Origin of the sequence: Enterobacter sp. AG326 (assembly GCF_004362415.1) — a bacterium.
Taxonomy (GTDB): domain Bacteria; phylum Pseudomonadota; class Gammaproteobacteria; order Enterobacterales; family Enterobacteriaceae; genus Enterobacter; species Enterobacter asburiae.
Genome location: NZ_SNXG01000005.1, coordinates 33,190 through 59,111, shown reverse-complemented (window position 1 = coordinate 59,111; position 25,922 = coordinate 33,190). Strand labels below are relative to the sequence as shown.

Annotated in this window: 25 protein-coding genes; 11 read left to right on the top strand and 14 right to left on the bottom strand. The window is 56.5% G+C overall.

What is annotated here, in order from left to right; genetic code table 11:
• The 7 genes from DFO52_RS16220 to DFO52_RS16190 form a co-directional block, all read right to left on the bottom strand.
• Positions 1-1,338, bottom strand: a complete 1,338-nt coding sequence (locus tag DFO52_RS16220) for an MFS transporter (protein WP_081051445.1) — start codon at positions 1,336-1,338, stop codon at positions 1-3.
• Positions 1,339-1,416: 78 nt separating this feature from the next.
• Positions 1,417-2,565, bottom strand: a complete 1,149-nt coding sequence (dgoD, locus tag DFO52_RS16215) for a galactonate dehydratase (protein ID WP_023309812.1) — start codon at positions 2,563-2,565, stop codon at positions 1,417-1,419.
• The gene (locus DFO52_RS16210) at positions 2,562-3,179 is read right to left on the bottom strand and encodes a 2-dehydro-3-deoxy-6-phosphogalactonate aldolase (RefSeq protein WP_133550768.1); all 618 of its coding nucleotides are present in this window, start codon (positions 3,177-3,179) and stop codon (positions 2,562-2,564) included. Before DFO52_RS16210 ends, dgoD begins: the two co-directional genes overlap by 4 nt.
• The gene (locus DFO52_RS16205) at positions 3,163-4,041 is read right to left on the bottom strand and encodes a 2-dehydro-3-deoxygalactonokinase (protein WP_133550767.1); all 879 of its coding nucleotides are present in this window, start codon (positions 4,039-4,041) and stop codon (positions 3,163-3,165) included. Before DFO52_RS16205 ends, DFO52_RS16210 begins: the two co-directional genes overlap by 17 nt.
• On the bottom strand, positions 4,038-4,727 hold the full coding sequence (gene dgoR / locus DFO52_RS16200; protein WP_003861109.1) for a D-galactonate utilization transcriptional regulator DgoR: 690 nt from the start codon (positions 4,725-4,727) through the stop codon (positions 4,038-4,040). Before dgoR ends, DFO52_RS16205 begins: the two co-directional genes overlap by 4 nt.
• A 226-nt stretch (positions 4,728-4,953) precedes the next feature.
• Positions 4,954-5,766 (bottom strand): sugar-phosphatase, encoded by an 813-nt coding sequence (gene yidA, locus DFO52_RS16195; RefSeq protein WP_047347427.1) that lies wholly within the window; start codon positions 5,764-5,766, stop codon positions 4,954-4,956.
• A gap of 115 nt (positions 5,767-5,881) precedes the next feature.
• Positions 5,882-6,907, bottom strand: a complete 1,026-nt coding sequence (locus DFO52_RS16190) for an NAD(P)-dependent alcohol dehydrogenase (RefSeq protein ID WP_133550766.1) — start codon at positions 6,905-6,907, stop codon at positions 5,882-5,884.
• Positions 6,908-7,017: 110 nt separating this feature from the next.
• On the opposite strand from DFO52_RS16190, the gene DFO52_RS16185 reads away from it, so the two are divergent.
• A complete protein-coding gene (locus tag DFO52_RS16185; RefSeq protein WP_029741442.1) occupies positions 7,018-7,953 on the top strand; it encodes a LysR family transcriptional regulator in 936 nt (311 codons plus the stop codon).
• A gap of 34 nt (positions 7,954-7,987) precedes the next feature.
• Here DFO52_RS16185 and gyrB read toward each other — a convergent pair whose 3' ends face one another.
• From gyrB to dnaA, 4 genes are read right to left on the bottom strand one after another with little or no spacing between them, the layout of a single operon-like run.
• Complete coding sequence (gene gyrB, locus DFO52_RS16180; RefSeq protein ID WP_029741443.1) at positions 7,988-10,399, bottom strand: DNA topoisomerase (ATP-hydrolyzing) subunit B; 2,412 nt, start codon at positions 10,397-10,399, stop codon at positions 7,988-7,990.
• A gap of 28 nt (positions 10,400-10,427) precedes the next feature.
• A complete protein-coding gene (gene recF, locus DFO52_RS16175; protein WP_023309805.1) occupies positions 10,428-11,501 on the bottom strand; it encodes a DNA replication/repair protein RecF in 1,074 nt (357 codons plus the stop codon).
• Positions 11,501-12,601, bottom strand: coding sequence for a DNA polymerase III subunit beta (gene dnaN, locus DFO52_RS16170; protein WP_029741444.1), 1,101 nt, complete (start codon positions 12,599-12,601; stop codon positions 11,501-11,503). Before dnaN ends, recF begins: the two co-directional genes overlap by 1 nt.
• 4 nt (positions 12,602-12,605) lie before the next feature.
• On the bottom strand, positions 12,606-14,000 hold the full coding sequence (gene dnaA, locus DFO52_RS16165) for a chromosomal replication initiator protein DnaA (RefSeq protein ID WP_010426558.1): 1,395 nt from the start codon (positions 13,998-14,000) through the stop codon (positions 12,606-12,608).
• Positions 14,001-14,600: 600 nt separating this feature from the next.
• Here dnaA and rpmH point away from each other — a divergent pair.
• From rpmH to DFO52_RS16120, 9 genes are all read left to right on the top strand, one after another.
• A complete protein-coding gene (gene rpmH / locus DFO52_RS16160; protein ID WP_000831330.1) occupies positions 14,601-14,741 on the top strand; it encodes a 50S ribosomal protein L34 in 141 nt (46 codons plus the stop codon).
• A 16-nt stretch (positions 14,742-14,757) separates the two neighbouring features.
• Complete coding sequence (gene rnpA / locus DFO52_RS16155) at positions 14,758-15,117, top strand: ribonuclease P protein component (protein ID WP_032640303.1); 360 nt, start codon at positions 14,758-14,760, stop codon at positions 15,115-15,117.
• Positions 15,081-15,338 carry a membrane protein insertion efficiency factor YidD gene (gene yidD, locus DFO52_RS16150; RefSeq protein ID WP_001307474.1) on the top strand — a complete coding sequence of 86 codons (258 nt, stop codon included), beginning with the start codon at positions 15,081-15,083 and terminating at the stop codon, positions 15,336-15,338. The genes rnpA and yidD overlap by 37 nt, the downstream gene beginning before the upstream one ends.
• A 2-nt stretch (positions 15,339-15,340) precedes the next feature.
• Positions 15,341-16,984: a membrane protein insertase YidC gene (yidC, locus tag DFO52_RS16145; protein WP_133550765.1), complete on the top strand. Its 1,644-nt coding sequence runs from the start codon at positions 15,341-15,343 to the stop codon at positions 16,982-16,984.
• Between the two features lie 72 nt (positions 16,985-17,056).
• Positions 17,057-18,421: a tRNA uridine-5-carboxymethylaminomethyl(34) synthesis GTPase MnmE gene (gene mnmE, locus DFO52_RS16140; RefSeq protein ID WP_021242672.1), complete on the top strand. Its 1,365-nt coding sequence runs from the start codon at positions 17,057-17,059 to the stop codon at positions 18,419-18,421.
• Between the two features lie 111 nt (positions 18,422-18,532).
• Entirely contained in the window at positions 18,533-19,708 is a 1,176-nt protein-coding gene (locus tag DFO52_RS16135) for an MFS transporter (protein ID WP_133550764.1), read from the top strand.
• Positions 19,677-20,648 carry an HTH-type transcriptional regulator YidZ gene (yidZ, locus tag DFO52_RS16130; protein WP_029741480.1) on the top strand — a complete coding sequence of 324 codons (972 nt, stop codon included), beginning with the start codon at positions 19,677-19,679 and terminating at the stop codon, positions 20,646-20,648. The genes DFO52_RS16135 and yidZ overlap by 32 nt, the downstream gene beginning before the upstream one ends.
• A gap of 122 nt (positions 20,649-20,770) precedes the next feature.
• Positions 20,771-21,517 carry a 4'-phosphopantetheinyl transferase gene (locus DFO52_RS16125; protein ID WP_045888257.1) on the top strand — a complete coding sequence of 249 codons (747 nt, stop codon included), beginning with the start codon at positions 20,771-20,773 and terminating at the stop codon, positions 21,515-21,517.
• Between the two features lie 36 nt (positions 21,518-21,553).
• Positions 21,554-22,120, top strand: a complete 567-nt coding sequence (locus DFO52_RS16120; RefSeq protein WP_133550763.1) for an NADPH-dependent FMN reductase — start codon at positions 21,554-21,556, stop codon at positions 22,118-22,120.
• Between the two features lie 62 nt (positions 22,121-22,182).
• Here DFO52_RS16120 and adeP read toward each other — a convergent pair whose 3' ends face one another.
• The gene (gene adeP, locus DFO52_RS16115; RefSeq protein ID WP_023309797.1) at positions 22,183-23,520 is read right to left on the bottom strand and encodes an adenine permease AdeP; all 1,338 of its coding nucleotides are present in this window, start codon (positions 23,518-23,520) and stop codon (positions 22,183-22,185) included.
• A gap of 164 nt (positions 23,521-23,684) precedes the next feature.
• Between adeP and yieH the strand changes: the two genes are divergently transcribed.
• On the top strand, positions 23,685-24,350 hold the full coding sequence (gene yieH / locus DFO52_RS16110; protein ID WP_047646763.1) for a 6-phosphogluconate phosphatase: 666 nt from the start codon (positions 23,685-23,687) through the stop codon (positions 24,348-24,350).
• A gap of 44 nt (positions 24,351-24,394) precedes the next feature.
• Here yieH and phoU read toward each other — a convergent pair whose 3' ends face one another.
• Both phoU and pstB read right to left on the bottom strand, forming a co-directional pair.
• A complete protein-coding gene (gene phoU, locus DFO52_RS16105; protein WP_008500182.1) occupies positions 24,395-25,120 on the bottom strand; it encodes a phosphate signaling complex protein PhoU in 726 nt (241 codons plus the stop codon).
• Between the two features lie 26 nt (positions 25,121-25,146).
• A complete protein-coding gene (pstB, locus tag DFO52_RS16100) occupies positions 25,147-25,920 on the bottom strand; it encodes a phosphate ABC transporter ATP-binding protein PstB (protein WP_010426574.1) in 774 nt (257 codons plus the stop codon).
• Positions 25,921-25,922 lie beyond the last annotated feature (2 nt).

The window sequence follows — 25,922 nt, the reverse complement described above, 5'->3', positions numbered from 1 at the left end:
TTAGCCTACTCGTTTCACATCACCTACCAGCAGGATGTAGGAGAGTGCCCCGATCAGCGCCACGGCAGAAATATAGACCAGCGCCGGGCCGAAGCCGTAGTCCTGCGCCAGGTAGCCGATGACCAGCGGTACGGTGATCCCGCCCAGCCCGCCGATAAAGTTGAACACGCCGCCGGTCAGGCCAATCAGCCGCATCGGCGCAAGGGACGACACCAGCGACCAGGTGATAGAGGCGAAACCGTTACCGAAGAACGCCACCGCCATCAGGGTCATAATCCACACCGGATCGTTGGTGTAGTTGGCACCCATGATGCAGGTTGAGATCAGCAAGCCGCAGATGATCGGCGTTTTACGCGCCACACCCAGCGAGTAGCCTTTTTTCACCAGCTTATCGGCCAGCCAGCCGGAGAGCAGCACACCGAAGAATGCCGCGAGAAACGGCACGGTGGTCATAAAGCCCGCCTTCAGCGCCGCGATCCCCTTCTCCTGGGTCAGGTAGTTCGGGAACCAGGTGAGGAAGAACCACAGCGTGGAGGTCACCGCGAACTGGCCCAGATAAACGCCCACCAGCTTACGATGGAAGACCAGCTTCCAGTCCGCTTTGGTCAGCGGCTGGCGCGCCTCTTTTTTCACCGGCGCATCGCCGTCCACCAGGCCACCGCCGTCGCGGATGTAGTCCAGCTCGGCTTTGGTGATGCTTTTGGTCAGACGCGGCGGCTGGTAAACCTTGAACCAGACCAGCGACCAGACAATGCCAATCCCACCCGTGACGATGAATACCCAGTGCCAGCTCAGCAGCTCCTGGATCCAGATCAGCAGCGGCGTCAGGAACGCCAGGCCGACAAACTGCCCGGAGGTGTAAAAGCCAACAGCGGAAGCGCGCTCGTGTTCCGGGAACCAGCTGGTCACCATGCGGTTGTTGGTGGGAAACGCGGGCGCTTCGAACACCCCGGTGATGGCGCGCAGGCCAATCAGCGACATCAGCCCGGTCGCGAAGCCCTGGAACAGGGTCGCCACGGACCAGCCGAAAATGGCGATAAAGTAGGTCAAACGAGAACCCACGCGGTCAAGGAACCAGCCGCCGGGGATCTGGCAGAGCGTATACAGCCAGGCAAACGCCGAGAAGACGTAACCCATTTCCGCTTTGGTGATGCCAAACTCTTCCTGAATATGGGCCGATGCCACGGCAAGGTTGGCGCGGTCGACATAGCAAATGACCACGGTAATAAAGATCATAATCAGCGTCAGGTAGCGGCGACGCCCGGTTTTTGTAGCGGTAACTGGAATATCCATCGCAATCTGTCTCCAGATTTTGGGCATAGCGAAGCCGCTCACCATGCCCTGTAATTTACAGAGGGTTATATTTTTGTATGTATGATTTTTGCCCGGAGGCTTACCGGGTCTACGGGATGGCGATTACCATTCCGCTACGCTGCCATCCTCATGACGCCACAGCGGGTTACGCCAGTCCGGCGCATTTTTACTCAGCTCAATAACTTTGGCTTCGTCAATTTCCACGCCAAGGCCCGGCTTCGTTAACGGTTTAAAGAAACCGCCTTCCATGCAGAAGTCTTCTTTATTTTTCACAAAATCGAGCAGTTCCGCGCCCTTGTTATAGTGAATCCCCATGCTCTGTTCCTGGAACACCGCATTGCGGGAGACAAAGTCGACGTGCAAACAGGCAGCCAGCGCGATCGGGCCAAGCGGGCAGTGCGGCGCCAGCGCCACATCGTAAGCTTCGGCCATCCCGGCAATTTTGTAGCATTCGGTGATGCCGCCCGCATGAGAGAGGTCCGGCTGCAGAATGGCAATGCCGCCCGCTTCGAGCACGCGTTTAAACTCGAAGCGCGAGAACATGCGTTCACCCGCAGCGATAGGAATGTGGGTCTGTTCAGCCAGTTTCGGGTAGTACTCGGCCTGCTCGGCCAGCACCGGCTCTTCGATAAACAGCGGACGATACGGCTCTAGCTCTTTAATCAGCACTTTGGCCATCGGCGCGCTGACGCGGCCGTGGAAATCCAGGCCAAACTCAATCTCGTTGCCGAAGGCTTCACGGATTTGCGCCACGGTATTGACCGCCCGGTCTACCGCGCGCGAGTTGTCGATAATGCCCATCTCTTCGCAGCCGTTGAGCTTGAAGGTGTCAAAGCCGATGTTGCGCAGCTGCGTGATGCCATCAATCACTTCCGCAGGACGGTCACCGCCGACCCAGCTGTAGGCTTTGATTTTGTCGCGCACCAGGCCGCCCATCAATTGCCAGACCGGCGCGTTCAGCACTTTGCCTTTGATATCCCACAGCGCCTGGTCGATACCGGCGATGGCGCTCATCAGGATCGGCCCCCCACGGTAAAAGCCCGCGCGGTACATCACCTGCCAAAGGTCGTTAATGCGCGCCGGATCCTGACCAATCAGGTATTCACCCAGCTCGTGCACCGCCGCTTCTACGGTACGCGCACGCCCTTCAATCACCGGTTCGCCCCAGCCCACAACACCTTCATCGGTTTCGATTTTCAGGAACATCCAGCGCGGGGGTAAACGGTACGTGGTGAGTTTGGTAATTTTCATTTCACTGCCTCTCGATACGCTTTCACAAATGCTGCCGCCTGCTGTGCGGTACGTTCCACGGACTGCCCGGCACGATAAAGATCGCTGCCCAGCCCCGCGCCCACACAGCCAGCGCTCATCCACTGGCCCAGATTTTCTGGCGTTACGCCGCCCACGGCAAAGACCGGCACGCTGGCGGGCAATACCGCTTTCAGCGCTTTGATGTAGTCCGGACCAAAAGCCGATGACGGGAAAATTTTGAGCGACTGTGCGCCTGCATCGAGGGCAGTAAAGGCTTCCGTAGCGGTAGCGCAGCCCGGGCAGACGGTCATGCCGTGCCCCACCGCGCGGCGGATCACCTCTGGCTGAATATTGGGCGTAACGATAAGCCTGCAGCCCATCTTCGCCAGCCGATCCACCTGCTCAGGCTGTAACACGGTGCCTGCGCCAATCAGCGCCTTATCACCAAAGGCCTCCACCACGGCCGGAATGCTTTTTTCCCACTCGGGCGAGTTAAGCGGGATTTCCACCGCGTCGAACCCGGCGTCGATAACCGCGCCGACGTGGGCTAACGCCTCATCGGGCGTGATGCCGCGCAAAATCGCGATAAGGGGAAGATCAGTTTGCCACTGCATGAGCGATGCTCCTTATTCCTGCCTGAAATGCCGTGTCGCCGGATAGCGTTGAAACGTTACGCCCAACGGCGCGAAACGCCTGCTCGTAGCGCGACGTCAGCGATGTGCCTGCGACAATGGTGATGGCCTGCTCGTGCGCGATGAAATCACGCATGCTGGCAACCTCAGCACCAATCAGCAGGCCGGAAAGAAACTCGCTGACCTGCTCGCGCGGGAGATTTCCCAGCACGTGCGAGGCGCGAACCTCAAAAAGGTGCGGCAAAACATCAGGAGAAGCGATCCCACGTTCAAGCCCGGCAGCAAACGCCTCTGACGAGGTTTCTTGCTCCGGCAAGCCGGCCCCAACCAGCGAATAGGTGAGCAGCAAGTGGTGCAGTTCGCCGGTCATCACGGTGCGAAAATCGTGGATTTGCTCAGCGTCGGCCAGGACCCACTTGCAGTGCGTTCCGGGCATGACGTAGACAGAAGAAGGAGAAAGCGCGCGCGCGCCAAGCAGCTGCGTCTCTTCGCCGCGCATCACGTTGTGGTTGTCGTCGCGAGAAACGCACAAGCCGGGAATAATCCAGATATTGTCGCCAACGGACGCTAACTGCTCGCCAATCGTGGAGAAATGGGCGGGAACCGGCAGGTAAGGCGCGACTTTCCAGCCTACGTTACTGCCTACCATACCCGCCATTACCACCGGCGTGGCGCCATTGCGCCAGCTTTGTGTGACCTCTGCTAACACCGCCTCGGGAGATTTACCGTTCAGGCGCGTCACGCCTGCTTCTGATTGCCTGCTTTCCAGGCACTGCTCGCCCTGATACAGCCAGGCGCGCAGATTGGTCGATCCCCAGTCAATTGCGATGTAGCGAGATGTCATGTGATTTCCTTCAGCCTTCGTGTCGAGCTGGCAATCATGGTAAGTGCCGCCTGCTCTGCCGCATCGCCGTCCTGATGCCGTATCGCATCGAACAGCGCTTTATGTTCCTGGAGCGTTTTCGGCATGTTGGCCTCATCGCCCATCCAGGTACGTTCAAATACTGCTCGCTGTAGCGAGCTGATCGCTACGCTAAGCTGCTGTAATACCGGGTTATGCACCGACTGCAGCACCGCTTCGTGGTAGCGAATATCTGCCTCGTTAAACGCCTCCCGGTTCTGGTTATTGGCGATCATGTCGTTTAAAGCCGACTCGATCTGCGCCAAATCGCCGGAAGTTGCGCGTTCCGCCGCCCAGCGGGCGATGGCCGGTTCAACCAGGTTTCGGACTTCGCTCATCGCGCCGATAAGCCGCGGGTCGTAGTCGTTTTCCAGCACCCACTGCAGCACGTCGGTATCGAGGTAGTTCCACTGGTTACGCGGGGCAACAAACGCGCCGCGATAGCGCTTCATTTCAATCAGCCGCTTCGCCATCAGCGAGCGGAATACTTCCCGTATGATGTTGCGCGAGGTTTCAAACTCCTCACACAGTTCGGCCTCTGCCGGCAGCGGCGAACCGGGAACGTATTTGCCACCCACAATCTGTGTGCCCAGCGTGATGACGATGCGATCGGTTTTATTGAGAGTCATGGAGAGTCCTTGTGCTCTGTATGTCCATCACTACTTTACCGCGACCGCTGAATTTCACCTCACTTTTGCAGTACAAACGTGAGGTAGTTCGTCTTTGCAACGGCTTTAATGTAGTACAATCAATTAATGTTGTACTACAATCCAGATCACAAAAAGAACAATTCAATAAATTCAGCACAAAAAAAAGCCCCGGTTGATAACCGGGGCCGATGAATGCAAACAGGCGTTACTGCAGCACAAACTTCTCAATGGCATAAGCCACGCCGTCTTCGAGGTTAGATTTGGTCACGAAGTTAGCCACTTCTTTCACCGACGGGATCGCGTTATCCATCGCCACGCCCATACCGGCGAATTCGATCATCGCGATGTCATTTTCCTGGTCACCCAGCGCCATAATCTCTTCCGGCTTGATACCCAGCGCATCAGCGAGCGATTTCACGCCGGTGCCTTTATTGACGCGTTTATCGAGGATTTCGAGGAAGTACGGCGCACTTTTCAGCACGGTGTACTTCTCTTTTACCTCCGCCGGAATGCGCGCAATCGCTTTGTCCAGGATCTCTGGCTCGTCGATCATCATCACTTTCAGGAACTGCGTCGCCGGGTCCATTTTCTCCGCTTCACAGAACACCAGCGGAATGGTCGCAACGTAGGATTCATGTACCGTGTAGTAGCTGATATCGCGGTTGGCGGTATAGAGCGTATTGCGATCGAGCGCGTGGAAGTGGGAACCCACTTCACGGGACAGTTTTTCCAGGAACAGATAGTCATCGTAGCTCAGCGCGGTTTGCGCAACCGTACTGCCATCTGCGGCTTTCTGCACCAGCGCGCCGTTATAGGTGATGCAGTAGTCGCCCGGCTGATTCATGTGCAGCTCTTTCAGATAGCTGTGTACGCCCGCATACGGACGCCCCGTGGTCAGGACCACATTCACGCCCTTTGCGCGCGCCGCGGCGATCGCGTTTTTAACGGCTGGAGAGATGGTGTGGTCTGGCAGCAGCAGCGTGCCGTCCATGTCGATTGCAATGAGTTTGATAGCCATGAGTTCCCCGGAATAAATGAGTGCTGCCTCATGCTAACGCGATTAAGCACACAAAAATAGAGCTATATTGCGCAACAGGAATGCCCCTTTTACGTTTATTCCGGGTAACAAAGGCTTACTCGCGGGTGAGCACAATTTTACCGAACGCGCCGCGATCCAGATGTTCAAACGCCTGTTCAAGCTCGTTAAAACGGTAGCGATGCTCGATCACCGGCTTCAGCCCCGTGACGTCAACTGCGCGGACAAAATCTTCCAGCGCCCGGCGATGCCCCACGCCAATTCCCTGAATGACCGGGGATTTCAGCAGCAATTCGCCAGCAGAGAGGGTAATCTCCGTCCCGGCCAGCACGCCAATAACGGAGATACGTCCGTGAACGGCAACGGCGCGCAGGGAATGCTTCAGGTTATCTCCACCGACGGTTTCGATAATATGGTCGATACCGCGATCCTGCGTGAGCGCCAGCGTATTTTCAGCCCAGTCGCCTTTCAGCCGGTTGATTCCGTGGCTGGCCCCCAGCGTTTTGGCCAGCGCCAGTTTCTCATCGCTCCCCGAGGTGACAAACACCTCAGCCCCGTGCGCTTTTGCGATTTGCAGGGCGAATATCGCCACGCCGCCCGTGCCCTGCACCAGCACCGATTGCCCGGCGCGAAGCTGGCCGCGCTCCACCAGCGCAAACCAGGCGGTAAGCCCTGCGCAGGGTAAGGTGCTGGCCTCGGCGTCATCCAGGGTCTCCGGAGAGGCCACCAGCGCGTCTTCCTTCACAATCACATACTCGGCCAGCATGCCCTGGAAGTATCCGCCGGACGTTTTATAGGGCAGATTGCGCGCGTCGGCCTGCGGCTTACCGTCGATCCACTCAGGGAAGAAGGTTGAGATGACGCGCGCGCCGGGCTGGAAGCGCGTAACCCCTTCACCAATGCTGTCCACCAGGCCCGCCATGTCAGACGCCGGGGTAAACGGGAAGGAAAGCGGGATCGGCATTGTGCCTTCAACAACCATTTTATCGCGATAGTTAAGCGCAACGGCATTCACCCTTACGCGCACTTCACCCGGGCCCGGCTGTGGAACGGGCGCCTGAGTCAGCTTGAGGTTCTCGCGCCCGAGGGCATCCATGGACCAGCGTTGCATTGTCTCTGTCATTTTATTTCTCCTGCCATCAGATGAGCTTTAGTCCTGACAGTCTACCGTTGACTAATGGTCGCCAGTGGCGATATGTTTTCTCTTTATTGACGCCATAACAGATACAATCCATGACCGATACGCTGAAGGATATTCCTGTTTTTGTGGCCGCCGTTGAGGCGGGAAGTTTTGCGCAGGCCGCCATTCGTCTGCATTTGTCACGCTCGGCGGTCGGAAAAAGCATCGCTCGCCTTGAACAACGGCTGGGGGTACGTCTTTTTCAGCGCACCACCCGCAGCCAGAGTCTGACCGATAACGGCGCCCTTTTTTATGAACGCTGCCTGCGCGCGCTGGAGGAGATTCGGGGTGCGGAATCGCTGCTTGAAACCGGAAAACAGCAGGTCAGCGGCCGCCTGCGCATTTCCATGCCGGTGCTGTTTGGTCGCCAGTGTGTCGCCCCGCTGCTGATAGCGCTGGCGCAGGAACACCCCGGGCTTGAGCTGGAAATGTCATTCAGCGACCGCGTGGTGGATCTGGTCGAGGAAGGGTTTGATATGGCGGTGCGTAACGGCACGCTTCAGGACAGCAGCGTGCTGGTCGCCAGAAAGCTGGGAGAACACCGCATGGTGCTGTGCGCCGCGCCGGAGTATCTGCTGAAGAAAGGCCAGCCACAAAGCGTTAATGATTTATCCCAGCATACGGCCATTAACTATTTGAGCGCAGGCAGAGTGTTATCCTGGCAGCTGATGGATAACGAAGGAACGTCGCACACCTTTACACCCCGATCGTCGCTCAATATGGATGATTTGCAGGCGATCTGCGACGCTGCGCTGGCCGGACACGGCATTGCATGGCTGCCCTGCTGGATGGTCGTCAAAGATATTCACCAGGGTAAACTCGTCCCGCTCCTGAAGCAGGCACCGGATGTGCATTTCAACGTTCATGCGGTCTGGCAGCAGACGCCGCACCTGCCGCTGAGGGTAAGAATAGCGATAGATACGCTGGCGAGCCGTTTACCGTCCGTGATGTCGCTGGATATGCCTGCGCCCACAAAAAAGCCGCGCTAAAAGCGCGGCCAGTTATCGTGCGGTATAACGACAATTAAATATCGATATTTGCCGCTTTCAGGGCGTTCTCTTCGATGAAGGCACGACGTGGTTCAACCGCATCGCCCATCAGGGTCGTGAACAGCTGGTCCGCAGCAATCGCGTCTTTAACGGTGACGCGCAGCATGCGGCGGCTTTCCGGATCCATGGTGGTTTCCCACAGCTGGTCCGGGTTCATTTCGCCCAGACCTTTATAGCGCTGGATCGCAAGGCCACGACGGGACTCTTTCACCAGCCAGTCCAGCGCCTGCTCGAAGCTGGCTACCGGCTGACGACGTTCGCCACGTTCGATGAACGCATCGTCTTCGATCAGGCCGCGCAGCGTCTCGCCAAGCGTGCAGATACGGCGGTATTCCGGACCGGTCACAAACTCGTGTTCCAGCGGGTAGTCGGTATCAACGCCGTGGGTACGCACGCGAATAATAGGCTCGAACTGCTTATCGGCGTTCTGCTGGATATCGCATTTCCACATGCTGCCATGCTGCTCTTTCTCGTTAAGATCGGTCACCAGGGCGTTCACCCAGCGGGTCACGGTCTGCTCGTCGCTCAGATCGGCTTCGGTCAGGGTCGGCTGATAAACCAGCTCCTTCAGCAGCGTTTTCGGATAGCGGCGTTCCATACGCGTAATCATTTTCTGCGTGGCGTTGAACTCGGACACCAGACGCTCCAGCGGCTCACCGGCCAGTGCAGGGGCGTGCGAGTTCGCGTGCAGGGTCGCGCCATCAAGGGCGATTGCGATTTGATACTGATCCATCGCTTCGTCGTCTTTAATGTACTGTTCCTGCTTGCCTTTCTTCACTTTGTACAGCGGCGGCTGTGCAATGTAGACGTGGCCACGTTCAACGATTTCAGGCATCTGACGATAGAAGAAGGTCAACAGCAGCGTACGAATGTGCGAGCCGTCGACGTCCGCATCGGTCATGATGATGATGCTGTGATAGCGCAGTTTGTCCGGGTTGTACTCATCGCGGCCGATGCCGCAGCCCAGCGCGGTGATGAGGGTCGCCACTTCCTGAGAAGAGAGCATCTTGTCGAAACGGGCTTTCTCAACGTTGAGGATTTTACCCTTCAGCGGCAGGATAGCCTGGTTCTTACGGTTACGGCCCTGCTTCGCAGAACCGCCCGCGGAGTCCCCTTCCACGAGGTACAGTTCGGACAGCGCCGGGTCACGTTCCTGGCAGTCAGCCAGTTTGCCCGGCAGGCCTGCTAAGTCCAGCGCGCCTTTACGACGGGTCATTTCACGGGCTTTACGCGCCGCTTCACGGGCACGCGCCGCATCGATAATTTTGCCCACCACGATTTTTGCGTCGGACGGATTTTCCAGCAGGTATTCGCTCAGCAGTTCGTTCATCTGCTGCTCAACGGCCGATTTCACCTCGGAAGAGACCAGCTTGTCTTTGGTCTGTGAGGAGAACTTCGGATCCGGCACCTTCACGGAGACAACGGCAATCAGGCCTTCACGGGCGTCATCACCGGTGGCACTGACTTTCGCTTTCTTGCTGTAGCCTTCTTTGTCCATGTAGGCGTTCAGGGTACGGGTCATCGCCGCACGGAAGCCTGCAAGGTGCGTACCGCCGTCACGCTGCGGAATGTTGTTGGTGAAGCAGTAGATGTTTTCCTGGAAACCGTCGTTCCACTGCAGCGCCACTTCCACGCCGATACCATCTTTTTCGGTGGAGAAATAGAAGATATTCGGGTGAATAGGCGTTTTGTTCTTGTTCAGATACTCAACGAACGCTTTGATACCACCTTCGTAATGGAAGTGGTCTTCTTTACCGTCACGCTTGTCTTTAAGGCGGATAGAGACGCCGGAGTTCAGGAACGACAGTTCGCGCAGGCGTTTCGCCAGGATGTCGTACTCGAATTCGGTGACGTTGGTGAAGGTTTCATGGCTCGGCCAGAAACGCACCATGGTACCGGTTTTGTCGGTATCGCCGGTAACGGCCAGCGGTGCCTGCGGCACGCCGTGCGTATAGAGCTGACGGTGAATTTTGCCTTCGCGCTGGATAACCAGCTCCAGCTTCTGCGACAGGGCGTTAACCACGGAAACGCCTACGCCGTGCAGGCCGCCGGAAACTTTATAGGAGTTATCGTCGAACTTACCGCCTGCGTGCAGCACGGTCATGATCACTTCCGCAGCAGAGACGCCCTCTTCCGGGTGAATACCGGTTGGGATGCCACGACCATCATCGGTGACGGAGACGGAGTTGTCCGCATGGATGGTGACCACGATGTCTTTACAGTGACCCGCGAGCGCTTCGTCGATAGCGTTATCTACCACCTCGAATACCATGTGGTGCAGACCGGTGCCGTCATCCGTGTCGCCGATATACATACCCGGGCGCTTACGCACCGCATCCAGCCCTTTCAGGACTTTGATACTGGAGGAGTCATAAGAATTCGACATCAACGTTTCTCGCTCATTTCAACTTGGGTTAATCCGTTATTTTACCCTTTTCCACGGTAAACATCTTCGAATTTTCGTCCGACATGTCTATAACGTGTTCAGCGCTAATGGCGCTGACGAAAACCTGCGACTGCGTGGCTTTTAAGCGGCTGGCAAGCAGCCCGCGCCGCGCGTCGTCAAGTTCCGAGGCAAAATCATCTATCAGGTACAGGCAGCGTCTTCCGCTCTCGCGGGTGAGAAACTCTCCCTGTGCCAGGCGCAGCGCACACATCAGGAGCTTGAGCTGCCCGCGCGACAGCGTGTCTTCCACCGGCGCACCGTCGGCACGAATGCGGAAATCCGCCTTGTGCGGGCCGTGCGCGGTGTAGGTCAACATGCGGTCGCGCTCGAAGCTTCTCTCTAACACCTCAGCATAATCCGTCTCTTTCTCCCAGCCGCGCTGGAAGGAGAAGGTGAGAGAGAATTCAGGTAAAAACTGTTTGCAGGTGTCGGCCATGTCTTCGGCGATACCTGCGCTGTATTCGGCACGCCAGTTGCTGATTTGTTCCGCGAGAGGGATTAACTCCATATCCCACGGACGCAGCTGGGCGTAACGGGTAACCTGGCGCAACGCGGCGTTACGCTGCTTGAGCAGACGCTTCAGGTTGCTCCAGGCGTTAAAGAAACCGGCTTCGTTGTGAAAGCATCCCCAGTCGAGGAATGCTCTTCTGTATTTGGGGCCGCCGTTGAGTAAAGTAAACCCCTCCGGCGTAATCAGCTGCATTGGCATTAGCAGCGCCAGCTCCGCCACTTTATGGCCGTCGGTGCCGTCGATGCGCACCTTACTGTCGCCCTGCTTGTCTTTGGTCAGGCCGATGGCAGTTTCCCGCTCCGCCCCCTGCAGACGCCCGTGCAGAACAAAGGATTCCTGCTCGTGGCGAATGACGCGACCAATCTGCAAACTGCGAAACGCCCGACCGTGGCCGAGCGTATAGATGGCCTCAAGCACGCTGGTTTTGCCGCTGCCGTTTGCGCCAACCAGGAAGTTAAAGCCAGGGGATAAAGCGAGATCCGCGCTTTCGATATTGCGAAAGTCGCGGATCAACAGACGGGTGAGCGACATTACAGTCTCATTGGCATGACAACATAAGCAGCCGACTGTGATGCGGCATCTTCAATCTGTACGCTTGAAACGGAGTCGGTCAGCAGAATGCGCACGTTCTCGCATTTCAGCGCATTCAGCACATCCAGCACGTAGCTGACGTTAAAGCCGATTTCCATCTCGGTTCCGGCGTAGGTGACGTCCAGAATTTCTTCTGCCTCTTCCTGCTCCGGGTTGTTAGCGGTGATTTTGATCTGGTTTTCACTCACGTACAGGCGCACGCCGCGGAATTTCTCGTTAGAGAGAATGGCCGCGCGGGCAAAGGCCTGCTTGAGGCTGTCGCAGCCTGCTTCCAGCGTTTTGTCCGGATTCTTCGGCAATACGCGGCGATAATCCGGGAAACGACCGTCAACCAGCTTAGACGTGAAGACAAAATCACCCACGTGTGCGCGGATGTTATTGCTGCCGATCTGCACGCGCAGCGGCGTGTCGCCACCGTCGAGCATACGCATCAGCTCAATCACCCCTTTACGCGGCACGATCACCGAATGGTTTGGCAGCGCGTTGCCAATCGGCATAGAACAGACCGCCAGACGGTGGCCGTCGGTGGCTACAGTACGCAGCTCTTCACCTTCGGTTTCGAACAGCATGCCGTTTAAGTAGTAACGGACGTCCTGATGCGCCATGGAGAACTGCGTGGCTTCAATCAGACGCTTCATCGTCGCCTGCGGCAGGGTGAATTCAACTTCGCTCTGCCAGTCGTCCAGGTTCGGGAAGTCCGCAGCAGGCAGCGTGGAGAGCGAGAAACGGCTGCGGCCAGAGCGCACCAGCATACGGTCGCCTTCCAGCTGCACGGCAATTTCAGCGCCTTCCGGCAGCCCGCGGCAGATATCAAAGAATTTACGTGCCGGAACCGTGGTCGCGCCCGCGTCGTGCGGCTGCGTCAGCGTAACGCGCGCGATCATTTCCATTTCCAGATCTGTACCGGTCAGCGACAGCGTACCGTCCGCGACCTGAAGCAGCAGGTTTCCGAGAATAGGCAGCGTTGGGCGGCCACCTAATGGGCCACTCACCTGTTGCAGCGGTTTTAATAAATGTTCACGTTCAACGGTAAATTTCATAGCGTCACGATGATAATGTTCTGATTAGATTGGAAAAATCTTCTTTTATGTCGTGGCTTTCTTCGCGTAACTGCTCAATCTTGCGACAAGCGTGCAGCACGGTCGTATGGTCACGGCCACCAAACGCATCCCCGATTTCCGGCAGGCTGTGGTTGGTTAACTCCTTTGCCAGCGCCATCGCCATCTGACGCGGACGCGCCACCGAGCGGGAACGACGTTTAGACAGTAAATCTGCCACTTTGATCTTGTAGTACTCAGCCACCGTCTTTTGAATATTGTCGATAGTGACCAGTTTTTCCTGCAATGCCAGCAAATCTCGCAGCGCTTCACGCACAAAATCGATGGTGATCGCACGACCGGTGAAGTTGGCATTGGCGATAACGCGGTTCAGCGCCCCTTCCAGCTCACGCACGTTGGAGCGCAGACGCTTGGCAATGAAGAACGCCACTTCGCCCGGCAGGCGAATGTCGTTTTCATCGGCTTTCTTCATCAGGATCGCGACGCGGGTTTCCAGCTCCGGTGGCTCGATCGCCACGGTCAGGCCCCAGCCGAAGCGGGATTTCAGACGATCTTCAACGCCGTTGATCTCTTTTGGATAACGATCCGAGGTCAAAATGATCTGCTGATTGCCTTCCAGCAGAGCATTAAAGGTGTGGAAAAACTCTTCCTGCGATCGTTCTTTATTCGCAAAGAACTGGATGTCATCGATGAGCAGCGCGTCAACGGAACGATAGTAGCGTTTAAACTCTTCGATCGCATTGTTTTGCAGGGCTTTTACCATGTCCTGAACGAAGCGTTCGGAGTGCATATACACCACTTTGGCATTGGGCTTGCGCGCCATAATGCCGTTACCCACCGCATGCAGCAGGTGCGTTTTACCCAGACCCGTGCCGCCATAAAGGAACAGCGGGTTGTAGGCCCCACCAGGGTTATCAGCAACCTGACGAGCCGCCGCGCGCGCCAGCTGGTTCGACTTACCTTCAACGAAGTTATCGAACGTATGTTTCACGTTAACGTTAGAGCGGTAGGTTGGCTCAGCCGGTGCAGGGACATTATCCCAGCCCTGACGAGCGGGTGCGACGCGAGGGGCCGGAGCAGGCGCGGCCTGAGCAGGCGCTGCTACGTTCACGGTTTCACGAACGGTTTGGGTGACCGGCTTTGTGCCCACTTCAAAGCGCAGCTGCGGGGCATCAGACCCGCAGAAATCGTTCAGCAGTCCATTGATGTTATTAAGGTACTTGTCCCTTACCCAATCGAGCACAAAACGGTTTGGCGCATACAAAGCCAGCGTGTTATCGCTCAGTTCCGCCTGCAACGGGCGGATCCACATACTGAATTCTGTGGCTGGTAACTCATCCTGCAATCGGGCAAGACACTGCTGCCAAAGCGAAAGTGACACGGCGGACTCCACTCGAACAATAAAAGAAAACTATTGAATATTCATGATTGTTGGCGCACATCGACATGACCCTGTGCAAAAGGGTGATGTGCGAACCGCTATCTGCGGTTATACCCGGCCAGGATCGCTGGATCCCGATCGGGACCGCGGATCATAGCCTAAACTGAGCCAGAGATCTTCTGTTTCTCACAGATTCTTCCCGATTTATCCACAGGAAGATCCGGAACCGGATAAGTGTAAACGATCCTGGCGCCAGTACCCCACGATTTAGTCCGCATATTGGAAAAATTAATGAGCACAGACAATTTATTGCTTAAATGATCTAACGAAGATCCGGGACGATCCTTGCGCTTTGTTGGCGAGGCCGTATAATCCTCGACCCGGCGCGTGATGCTCATCTTCCTGCGTCGTCCGTTGCTCATTTTCCACGCGAAAACGTGCGGAAATACGCGGGAAATAAGGAAAGAGAATTGACTCCGGAGTGTACAATTATTACAATCCGGCCTCTTTAATCACCCACGCTGAGGCGTTAGTCGTTCGAAACTCGTTCGGGTATACGCAAAAGTCAGTGAATTTATTCAAGTTTAGGTAGAAATCGCCATGAAACGCACTTTTCAACCGTCTGTACTGAAGCGCAACCGTTCTCACGGCTTCCGTGCTCGTATGGCTACTAAAAATGGTCGTCAGGTTCTGGCACGTCGTCGTGCTAAAGGCCGCGCTCGTCTGACCGTTTCCAAGTAATAAAGCTAACCCCTGAGTGGTTAAGCTAGCATTTCCCAGGGAGTTACGTTTGTTAACTCCCGCTCATTTCACTTTCGTCTTCCAGCAGCCACTACGGGCTGGCACGCCGCAAATCACCATCCTCGGCCGCCAAAATTCGCTGGGGCATCCCCGCATCGGTCTCACAGTCGCCAAGAAAAATGTTAAGCGTGCGCATGAACGCAATCGGATTAAACGTCTGACGCGTGAAAGCTTCCGTTTACGTCAGCACGAACTGCCTTCAATGGATTTCGTGGTGGTGGCTAAAAAAGGGGTTGCCGACCTCGATAACCGTGCTCTCTCGGAAGCGTTGGAAAAATTATGGCGCCGCCACTGTCGCCTGGCTCACGGGTCCTGATAGCCCTCATTCGGGTCTATCAACGCCTGATTAGTCCGCTACTCGGGCCGCACTGCCGTTTCACACCAACATGCTCAAGCTACGGAATTGAGGCATTGCGCAGGTTTGGAGTGATAAAAGGCAGTTGGTTGACGGTGAAACGCGTATTAAAATGCCACCCTTTACACCCCGGTGGAGACGACCCCGTCCCCCCAGGACCCTTTGATACCAGAGAACACTAACGATGGATTCGCAACGCAATCTTCTTATCATCGCTTTGTTGTTCGTGTCTTTCATGATCTGGCAGGCATGGGAGCAGGATAAAAATCCTCAACCCCAGCAGCAGACCACGCAGACTACGACCACCGCAGCGGGTAGCGCCGCCGACCAGGGCGTACCGGCCAGTGGCCAGGGGAAACAGATTACGGTTAAGACCGATGTGCTTGAGCTGACAATCAACACCCGTGGTGGTGATGTTGAGCAGGCGCTGCTGTTGACCTACCCGAAAGAGCTGAAGTCTAACGAACCGTTCCAGTTACTGGAAACCACGCCTGAGTTTATCTACCAGGCGCAGAGCGGCCTGACCGGTCGTGATGGCCCGGATAACCCAGCTAACGGTGCGCGTCCACTGTATACCGTCGAGAGCGACACCTTTGTACTGGCTGATGGTCAGAACGAACTCGCAATCCCGATGACGTACACCGACGCCGCAGGCAACACCTTCACCAAAACCTTCACCCTGAAACGCGGTGAATATGCGGTGAACGTGGGCTACAGCGTACAGAACGCCAGTGCGAAACCACTGGAACTGTCGACCTTTGGCCAGCTGAAGCAGTCCATCAATCTGCCGTCTCACCGTGACACCGGAAGCAGCAACTTTGCGCTGCATACCTTCCGTGGCGCGGCGTACTCCACGCCAGACGCGAAGTATGAGAAATACAAATTCGACACCATTGCCGATAACGAAAACCTGAACGTCAGCGCTAAAGGCGGTTGGGTGGCAATGCTGCAGCAGTATTTCGCGACCGCGTGGATCCCGAATAACGACGGTACGAATAACTTCTACACCGCGAACCTGGGCAACGGTATTGCCGCCATCGGCTACAAGTCTCAGCCAGTTCTGGTTCAGCCGGGTCAAACCGGTAAGATGGCAAGCACCCTGTGGGTCGGCCCGGAAATTCAGGACAAAATGGCCGCTGTTGCGCCGCACCTGGATCTGACCGTCGATTACGGTTGGTTGTGGTTCATCTCTCAGCCGCTGTTTAAGCTGCTGAAGTTCATCCACAGCTTCCTGGGTAACTGGGGCTTCTCCATCATCGTTATCACCTTCATCGTTCGTGGCATCATGTACCCGCTGACTAAAGCGCAGTACACCTCCATGGCGAAGATGCGTATGCTGCAGCCGAAGATTGCGGCGATGCGTGAGCGTCTGGGCGATGACAAACAGCGTCAGAGCCAGGAAATGATGGCCCTGTATAAAGCAGAGAAAGTAAACCCACTGGGTGGTTGCTTCCCGCTGCTGATTCAGATGCCAATCTTCCTTGCGCTGTACTACATGCTGATGGGTTCCGTTGAGCTGCGCCACGCGCCGTTCGCCCTGTGGATCCATGACCTGTCCGCACAGGACCCGTACTACATCCTGCCGATCCTGATGGGCGTGACGATGTTCTTCATCCAGAAGATGTCGCCGACCACCGTGACCGACCCGATGCAGCAGAAGATCATGACCTTTATGCCGGTCATCTTCACCGTGTTCTTCCTGTGGTTCCCGTCAGGTCTGGTGCTGTACTATATCGTCAGCAACCTGGTGACCATCATCCAGCAGCAGCTGATTTACCGTGGTCTGGAAAAACGTGGCCTGCATAGCCGCGAAAAGAAAAAGTCCTGATTCGGTAAGTTAACGCTAAAATAAGGGCGGTCGATTGACCGCCTTTTTTATTTGTATTGAACGAGACCAACCATGAGCCATAACGACACTATCGTCGCCCAGGCAACCCCACCGGGACGCGGTGGTGTAGGCATTCTGCGCATCTCCGGCCTGAAGGCGCGCGAGGTGGCCGAAGCGGTGCTGGGTAAACTGCCAAAGCCGCGCTACGCTGATTACCTGCCGTTTAAAGATACCGACGGCACGCCGCTGGACCAGGGCATCGCGCTGTGGTTCCCCGGCCCGAACTCTTTCACCGGCGAAGACGTGCTGGAGCTGCAGGGACACGGCGGCCCGGTTATCCTCGACCTGCTGTTAAAACGTATTCTGACCCTGCCTGGCCTGCGCATTGCGAAGCCGGGCGAGTTCTCCGAGCGAGCCTTCCTCAACGACAAGCTCGACCTGGCGCAGGCAGAAGCGATTGCAGACCTGATCGACGCCAGCTCCGAACAGGCGGCCCGCTCCGCCCTGAATTCGCTGCAGGGCGCATTCTCCGCCCGCGTGAATCATCTTGTGGAAGCACTTACTCACCTGCGCATCTACGTGGAAGCGGCTATCGACTTCCCGGACGAGGAGATTGACTTCCTCTCTGACGGTAAAATCGAAGCGCAGCTCAACCAGGTGATGGCCGATCTCGACGCCGTGCGTGCCGAAGCGCGTCAGGGCAGCCTGCTGCGCGAAGGGATGAAGGTAGTGATTGCCGGACGCCCTAACGCCGGGAAATCGAGCCTGCTGAACGCCCTGGCGGGCCGTGAAGCGGCGATCGTCACCGACATTGCCGGCACCACCCGCGACGTGCTGCGCGAGCATATCCACATCGACGGGATGCCGCTGCATATTATCGACACAGCGGGCCTGCGCGATGCCAGCGACGAAGTTGAACGCATCGGTATCGAACGCGCCTGGCAGGAGATTGAGCAGGCCGACCGCGTGCTGTTTATGGTGGACGGCACCACGACCGACGCCGTTGACCCGGCAGAGATCTGGCCAGACTTTATCGCCCGTCTGCCGGCGAAACTACCCATCACCGTGGTGCGTAACAAAGCGGACGTCACCGGCGAAACGCTGGGCATCAGCGATGTGAACGGTCACTCACTGATTCGCCTGTCGGCGCGTACCGGTGAAGGCGTTGACGACCTGCGCAACCATCTCAAGCAGAGCATGGGCTTTGACACCAGCATGGAAGGCGGCTTCCTGGCGCGTCGTCGTCACCTGCAGGCGCTGGAAGAGGCGGCGAACCACCTTGTTCAGGGTAAAGCGCAGCTGATCGGCGCGTGGGCGGGCGAACTGCTGGCAGAAGAGCTGCGTCTGGCGCAGCAGAATCTAAGCGAGATCACCGGGGAGTTTACGTCGGACGATCTGCTGGGAAGGATCTTCTCGAGCTTCTGTATCGGTAAGTAATGCCCGCTCATTGATGGTGATTTCCTCCCAGGAAATCACCATTGTCCAAATGGCAACTCGCCTAATCCCTTTTCACCCCCTATCCTGCATGCCTGCATCTATGGGGGGTTTATGGCGCGTTTTCTGTTTTGTAGTTTCGCATTAGTTCTGCTTTATCCGTCCGGCATTGATATGTATCTGGTGGGATTGCCGCACATCGCCCGCGATCTGGGCGCCAGCGAAGCGCAGCTGCACATCGCGTTTTCGGCCTACCTCGCGGGGATGGCGTCGTCGATGGTGTTTGCCGGGAAGATCGCGGATAAGGCAGGCCGTCAGCCCGTCGCGATAACCGGCGCCATCATTTTTGCCCTTGCCTCTCTTCTCTGCTCACAGGCGCAAAGCAGCACCGTGTTCCTGGCCGGACGATTTATCCAGGGCATTGGAGCCGGTGGCTGCTACGTCGTCGCTTTTGCCATTTTGCGCGATACCCTAAGCGCCCAGCGTCGCGCCAAAGTGCTTTCGATGCTGAACGGTATTACCTGCATCATCCCGGTGCTGGCCCCGGTCGTGGGATATCTGATCATGCTGAAATTCCCGTGGCAGAGCCTGTTCTGGACCATGGCGGCGATGGGCGCGCTGGTGTTTATCCTGTCCATCTCCGTGCTGAAAGAGACCCATCCGGGCTCGCAGAATACAGGACATACCGCAACCATTCACCCAACCGAGAAGCTGCTTAACCGCTTTTTCCTCAGTCGTCTGGCCGTGACCACGTTAAGCGTGGCGGTGATCCTGACCTATGTAAACGTTTCCCCGGTTTTACTGATGGAAACCATGGGCTTCGATCGAGGTGAGTATTCAACGGTGATGGCATTAACCGCCATGGTCAGTATGGCAGTCTCGTTCTCTACCCCGTTTGCGCTAAATGTTTTCAGCCAGCGCGCGTTGATGCTGACCTCACAGGTTTTATTCCTCACGGCTGGCGCGATCCTGGCAACCGCCAGCTCACATGCGGTGATGCTGGCGGGTATTACCCTCATTTGCGCCGGGTTCTCGGTTGGCTTTGGCGTGGCGATGAGTCAGGCGCTTGGCCCCTTCTCGCTGCGGGCAGGCGTGGCAAGCTCGGTGCTGGGAATTGCGCAGGTCTGCGGCTCGTCGCTGTGGATTTGGCTGGCGGCGGTCATCGGGCTTAACGCGCTGAATATGCTGATCGGGGTTCTGATTGGCTGTAGCATACTGTGCATCACCTTACTTATGGTCATCCAGCCCGCGGCGCATTATGAAGAAGCCCATCAGCAGTCTCGATCTTAATCTCCTGCTTTGCCTGCAGCTTTTACTGCAGGAGCGCAGCGTCACCAAAGCGGCGAAACGGATGAACGTGACGCCGTCTGCGGTGAGTAAATCGCTGGCCAAGCTGCGTGACTGGTTTGACGACCCGCTGTTTGTCAAAACGCCGTTGGGGCTGCTGCCGACCCCGCTGACGGTAAGCCTCGAGCAGGATTTGGCTGACTGGATGCAAATCGGCAACCAGATCCTCGATAAATTCCACCATGATTCCCCGGGCGGGCTAACGTTCGTGCTGGCCGCCGAAACGCCGTTGATGCTGATCCGCTTTAACGCCCTGCTGGAGCAGGTGAACCAGCGCTATCCGCAGGCTACGGTGAAGATGCGTCACTGGGATTACGACTCGCTGGACGCCATTACGCGTGGAGAGGTGGATCTGGGATTCACCGGACGCGAAACGCACCCGCGCTCGCGTGAATTGCTGAAGCTAATGCCGTGGTTCATCGACTATGAGATTCTGTTCAGCGACCGTCCGTGCGTGTATCTGCGTGAGGATCATCCCGCGCTACAGGACGAATGGAACCTCGAAACCTTCCTGCGCTACCCGCACATCAGCATCTTCTGGGAACGCAGCGACACCTGGGCGCTGGACGAAGTGCTAAAGGAGATGGGTCGGGAGAGAAACATTGCCATGAGCGTGCCGGGCTTTGAGCAGTCGATGTTTATGGCAGCGCAGCCCGGTCACAACTATATCGCCACGGCTCCGCACTACTGCCATCACTACAATCAACTCCACCAGCGGAAGCTGATCGCGCTGCCCATTCCCATTGACGAAGCGCAGGCTGAAAAGCTTACCGTTCCCTTCACGCTGATCTGGCATAAACGGAACAGCCATAATCCGAAAATCCTCTGGCTGCGGGAAACCATCAAGGCGCTGTACGGTGCCAGCGATCCAATTTTTGCCTAAGAAAATGTAAAGTTCGGTCCTAAGGCTTCTCTTACTCCCATTTACTGATTAAAACAGGAGTCAAGTTAAGCGATAATCATGTAACCGTTTAACCGATTACGACCATTATCAAGGAGCGAAAAATGGCTACGCACTTTGCAAGAGGGATACTTACGGAAGGACGTCTCGTATCGGCAAGAATTTCTTCAGCCTGTCACAGTGAAGCACTCACTCTCCCGGAACACCGCAGAACGCGGTTTTTAGCGTCCAGAGCGCTTCTCGCAGAACTGCTGTTTATGCTGTACGGCACCAGCGAGCTGCCGGACATCATTACCCAACCCGAAGGCCGCCCGGTCTTTGCCGACCCGGACCTCCCTCGTTTTTCGATTGCCTATGCGGGCAATATCATTGGCGTCGCGCTGACCACCGAAGGGGATTGTGGGCTGGATATGGAACTCCAGCGCGCGACGCGCAGCTTCCATGGCGGTAATGCGCATGAAGACTATCCGCTCTCGAGCAATGAGAAGCTGTGGGTACGCAACCAGAACGATCCTGTCGAAGCCAGAGCCCAGCTCATTACCTTGCGCCAGAGCATTCGCAAGCTCTGTGGATGCGCCTCAGACGACGCCAGCCTGCTGCAGCTGCTTCCAGGCTCCGGACGTCTGCGTGCCGCTCAGGCTACGCTGGTAGAGGCGCTCAGCGACGCAGAGGATGTGCTCATTTGGTCCATTGCGGTTACCCCCGCCATCGAACGCATGAAAATCTGGGAATTTGACAGCCAACAGGGATGGCGTAGCCTTCCTGATGTGCCCGAGCGCGCCAACGAGCCCGCCGCACGCCTGATGCGTTTAACCAGTTTACCGGCAGAAAAAGCATTCACCCTTAGCTGATCCGATCAGGGTCATCATGATGAAACAGGAGTAATCATGTCTGATACGTTGAAAGTAGTTACGTTACTGGGAAGCCTGCGCAAAGGTTCATTTAACGGGATGGTTGCCCGCACGCTGCCACAGCTGGCACCGGCAGGAATGGAAATTAGCGCCCTGCAGTCTATTGGCGATATTCCGCTGTATGACGCTGACGTACAGCAGGAAGAGGGTTTTCCACAGAGCGTTGAGGCGCTGGCAGAGCAGATCCGCCAGGCTGACGGCGTGGTCATCGTCACGCCGGAGTATAACTATTCGGTTCCGGGTGGTCTGAAGAATGCCATCGACTGGCTGTCCCGTTTACCTGAGCAGCCGCTGGCAGGCAAGCCGGTGCTGATCCAGACCAGCTCAATGGGCGCCATTGGCGGCGCGCGCTGCCAGTATCATCTGCGCCAGATCCTGGTGTTCCTGGATGCGATGGTCATGAACAAGCCGGAATTTATGGGTGGTGTGATTCAGAACAAGGTCGACCCGCAAACGGGTGAAGTGGTGGATCAGAGCACGCGCGATCATCTGTCTGGCCAGCTGACGGCGTTTGGGGATTATATTAAGCGGGTGAAGGCGTAAGCTTATTGCGGCCTGATGCCCTCACCCTGACCCTCTCCCACTGGGAGAGGGAACAAACATGTTTATTTGGCGTCAATAAACACAATCTTCAGCACAAACAGCAGCGCCACAACAATAACGCACGGGCTGAGGTCGCGGAAGCGGCCGGTACCGATCTTCATTACGCAGTAAGAGATAAAGCCCAGCGCGATACCTTCGGTAATCGAGAAGCTGAACGGCATCATCACGGCGGTAATAAACGCCGGCACCGCTTCGGTTAAATCATCCCACTTCACGCGTGACAGGCTGGAGGTCATCAGCACACCCACATAGATCAGCGCGCCGGCTGCCGCATACGGTGGAACCATACCCGCCAGCGGAGAGAGGAAGATCACCAGCAGGAACAGAATACCCACGACCACCGCCGTCAGGCCGGTACGGCCGCCCACGGACACGCCGGAAGAAGACTCAATGTACGCGGTAACAGACGAGGTTCCGATAAAAGCACCGGTCACGGAGGAGACGCTGTCCACAAACAGCGCCTGCTTCATGCGCGGGAATTTGCCTTTTTCATCCGCCAGGCCCGCTTTGTCGGTCACGCCAATCAGCGTGCCGGAGGAGTCAAACAGGTTGACCAGCATGAAGGAGAAAATCACGCCCGCCAGGCCCAGGTTCAGGGAACCCGCCAGATCGACGTGACCAATCACGGTAGAAACGCTCGGTGGCGCGGAGACGATACCGTTATAGTGAACGTCGCCCAGCATCCAGCCCAGCAGGGTGGTGACCACGATGGACACCAGCACCGCCGCGTGAATATTGCGGGAAGCCAGGATCGCGATGATAAAGAAGCCCAGCACGCCCAGCAGCACGTTATGAGAAGTCAGGTGGCCGATGCTCACCAGTGTATCCGGATTCGCCACGATAACGCCGGCGTTTTTCAGCCCCATCATACCGATGAACAGACCAATACCGCTGGTAATGCCCACGCGCAGACTCACGGGAATGTTTGCAATCATCCAGTAACGCACGCGGAAAATGGTCAGCAGCAGCAGGCCAACCGCGCCCCAAAAGATGGCGCCCATGCCAACCTGCCACGGCAGCCCCATCGCCTGAACGACAACGAACGCGAAGAACGCATTCAGGCCCATCGCCGGTGCCAGCGCAACCGGCAGGTTAGCGAACACACCCATCAGAATGCTGCCAAGGGCCGCAATCAGGCAGGTGGTTACAAAGACGGCGCTGGTATCCATGCCAGCGACGCCCAGAATTTGAGGGTTCACAAAAACGATATAGACCATCGTCAGGAAGGTGGTGAAACCAGCGATCACTTCGGTGCGTGCCGTTGTGCCGTGCTCGCGCAGTTTAAAAACGCGCTCAAGCAGACCCTGACCAGATGTCTGGGTAGTGTGTTGTTGACTCATCATCAATTCCGAACAAGGAGGGAAAATTCGTCGCTATCCTATACCAAAATGCGACAATAGTGGCAGTTACGTGATACTTTTTTCATTGATTTTGCTTATACGGCAACGATTGCGTTCCGGCGAACTGCCGTACGTAAACGTTAAACTTGTTAAAAGGGAAAGGCATGTCCGGAATTGAAGCGGTATTTTTCGACTGCGACGGTACGCTGGTCGACAGTGAGGTCATTTGTTCCCGCGCGTATGTCACTATGTTCCAGGAATTTGGCATTACGCTGGAACTCGAAGAGGTGTTTAAACGCTTTAAGGGCGTGAAGCTCTACGAGATCATCGACATCATTAACGAAGAACACGGCGTGGATCTGGCGAAAGCGGATCTGGAACCGGTGTACCGCGCCGAGGTCGCACGCCTGTTCGACTCCGAGCTGGAGGTTATCTCCGGGGCGAACGCGCTGCTGGATGCGATGACGGTGCCAGTCTGCGTCGTCTCTAACGGCCCGGTCAGCAAAATGCAGCACTCGCTGGGCAAGCTTGAGATGTTGCACCATTTCCCGGAAAAACTGTTCAGCGGCTACGATATCCAGCGCTGGAAGCCAGACCCGGCGCTGATGTTCCATGCGGCAAAAGCGATGAACGTCAACGTAGAAAACTGCATTCTGGTGGATGACTCGTCTGCGGGCGCGCAGTCGGGGATTGATGCGGGGATGGAGGTGTTTTATTTCTGCGCCGATCCGCACAACAAGCCGATCGTTCATCCCAACGTGACGACCTTTACCGATCTGGCGCAGTTGCCTGAATTGTGGAAGGCACGCGGGTGGAATATTACGCGTTAAGCTAACGTAGGGCGGGTAAGCGCCAGCGCCACCCGCCACAAACATCACTCTTTCGGATCTTTACCCGCCAGCAGCTTGTCCAGCTCGTCGCCGCCCACGTGACGGAAGTCCTGACCTTTCACGAAGTAGAAGATGTATTCGCAAATGTTCTGGCAGCGGTCGCCGATACGCTCGATGGAGCGCGCGCAGAACAGGGCAGTCAGTACGCTTGGGATCGTACGTGAATCTTCCATCATGTAGGTCATCAGCTGACGCACGATGCCTTCATACTCCTGGTCGACCTTCTTGTCTTCACGGTAGATACGCACCGCTTCGTCCAGATCCATACGCGCAAAGGCATCCAGCACGTCGTGCAGCATCTGCACGGTGTGGCGGCCCAGCGACTCCAGGCTCACCAGCAGCGGCTGGTGCTGCTGAGAGAACTTCTCCAGCGCGGTGCGGCAGATTTTATCCGCAACGTCACCAATACGCTCCAGCTCGGCGATAGTTTTGATGATCGCCATTACCAGACGCAGATCGCTCGCCGTCGGCTGGCGTTTCGCGATAATGCGCACGCAGGCCTCGTCGATAGCGACTTCCATCATGTTGACGTTTTTGTCGCCTTCAATGACGCGCTTCGCCAGCTCGCTGTCCTGGTTGTGCATTGCCGTAATCGCATCAGAAAGCTGCTGCTCGACCATGCCGCCCATGGTCATTACCTGGGTGCGAATGCTTTCCAGCTCTGCGTTGAACTGGCCGGAAATGTGTTTATTAAGATTGAGGTTGTCCATGGTTTCTCCACATGCACTAAGGCAAATCAACCGTAGCGGCCAGTAATATAATCTTCGGTTTGTTTCTTCGCGGGCCTGGTGAACAGCGCGTCCGTATCGCTGAACTCAATCAACTCGCCCAGGTACATAAACGCCGTGTGATCGGAACAACGTGCAGCCTGCTGCATGTTATGGGTCACGATAACCACGGTGTAATCCTGCTTCAGCTCGGTGATCAGCTCTTCAATACGGCCGGTTGAGATCGGGTCCAGCGCTGAACACGGCTCATCCAGCAGCAACACTTCCGGGCGAATAGCAATACCGCGCGCAATGCACAGACGCTGCTGCTGACCGCCGGAGAGAGAGTAACCGCTCTGGTGCAACTTATCTTTGGTTTCGTTCCATAATGCGGCCTTGGTCAAAGCCCACTGCACGCGCTCGTCCATATCGGCACGGGAGAGTTTTTCAAACAGACGCACGCCAAACGCGATGTTGTCATAAATGGACATCGGGAACGGCGTTGGTTTCTGGAACACCATCCCCACTTTGGCGCGCAGCAGGGCGATATCCTGAGCCTGGGTCAGAATGTTTTCACCGTCCAGGATGATTTCACCTTCAGCACGCTGCTCCGGATAGAGCGAATACATTTTGTTAAAGGTACGCAGCAGCGTGGATTTTCCGCAGCCGGACGGACCGATAAATGCCGTGACCTGGTTCTTCGCGATATCCAGGTTGATGTTCTTCAGGGCATGGAATTTGCCGTAGTAGAAGTTCAAATCACGAACCTGAATCTTACCCGGGGCAGTATCAACCATACTCATTG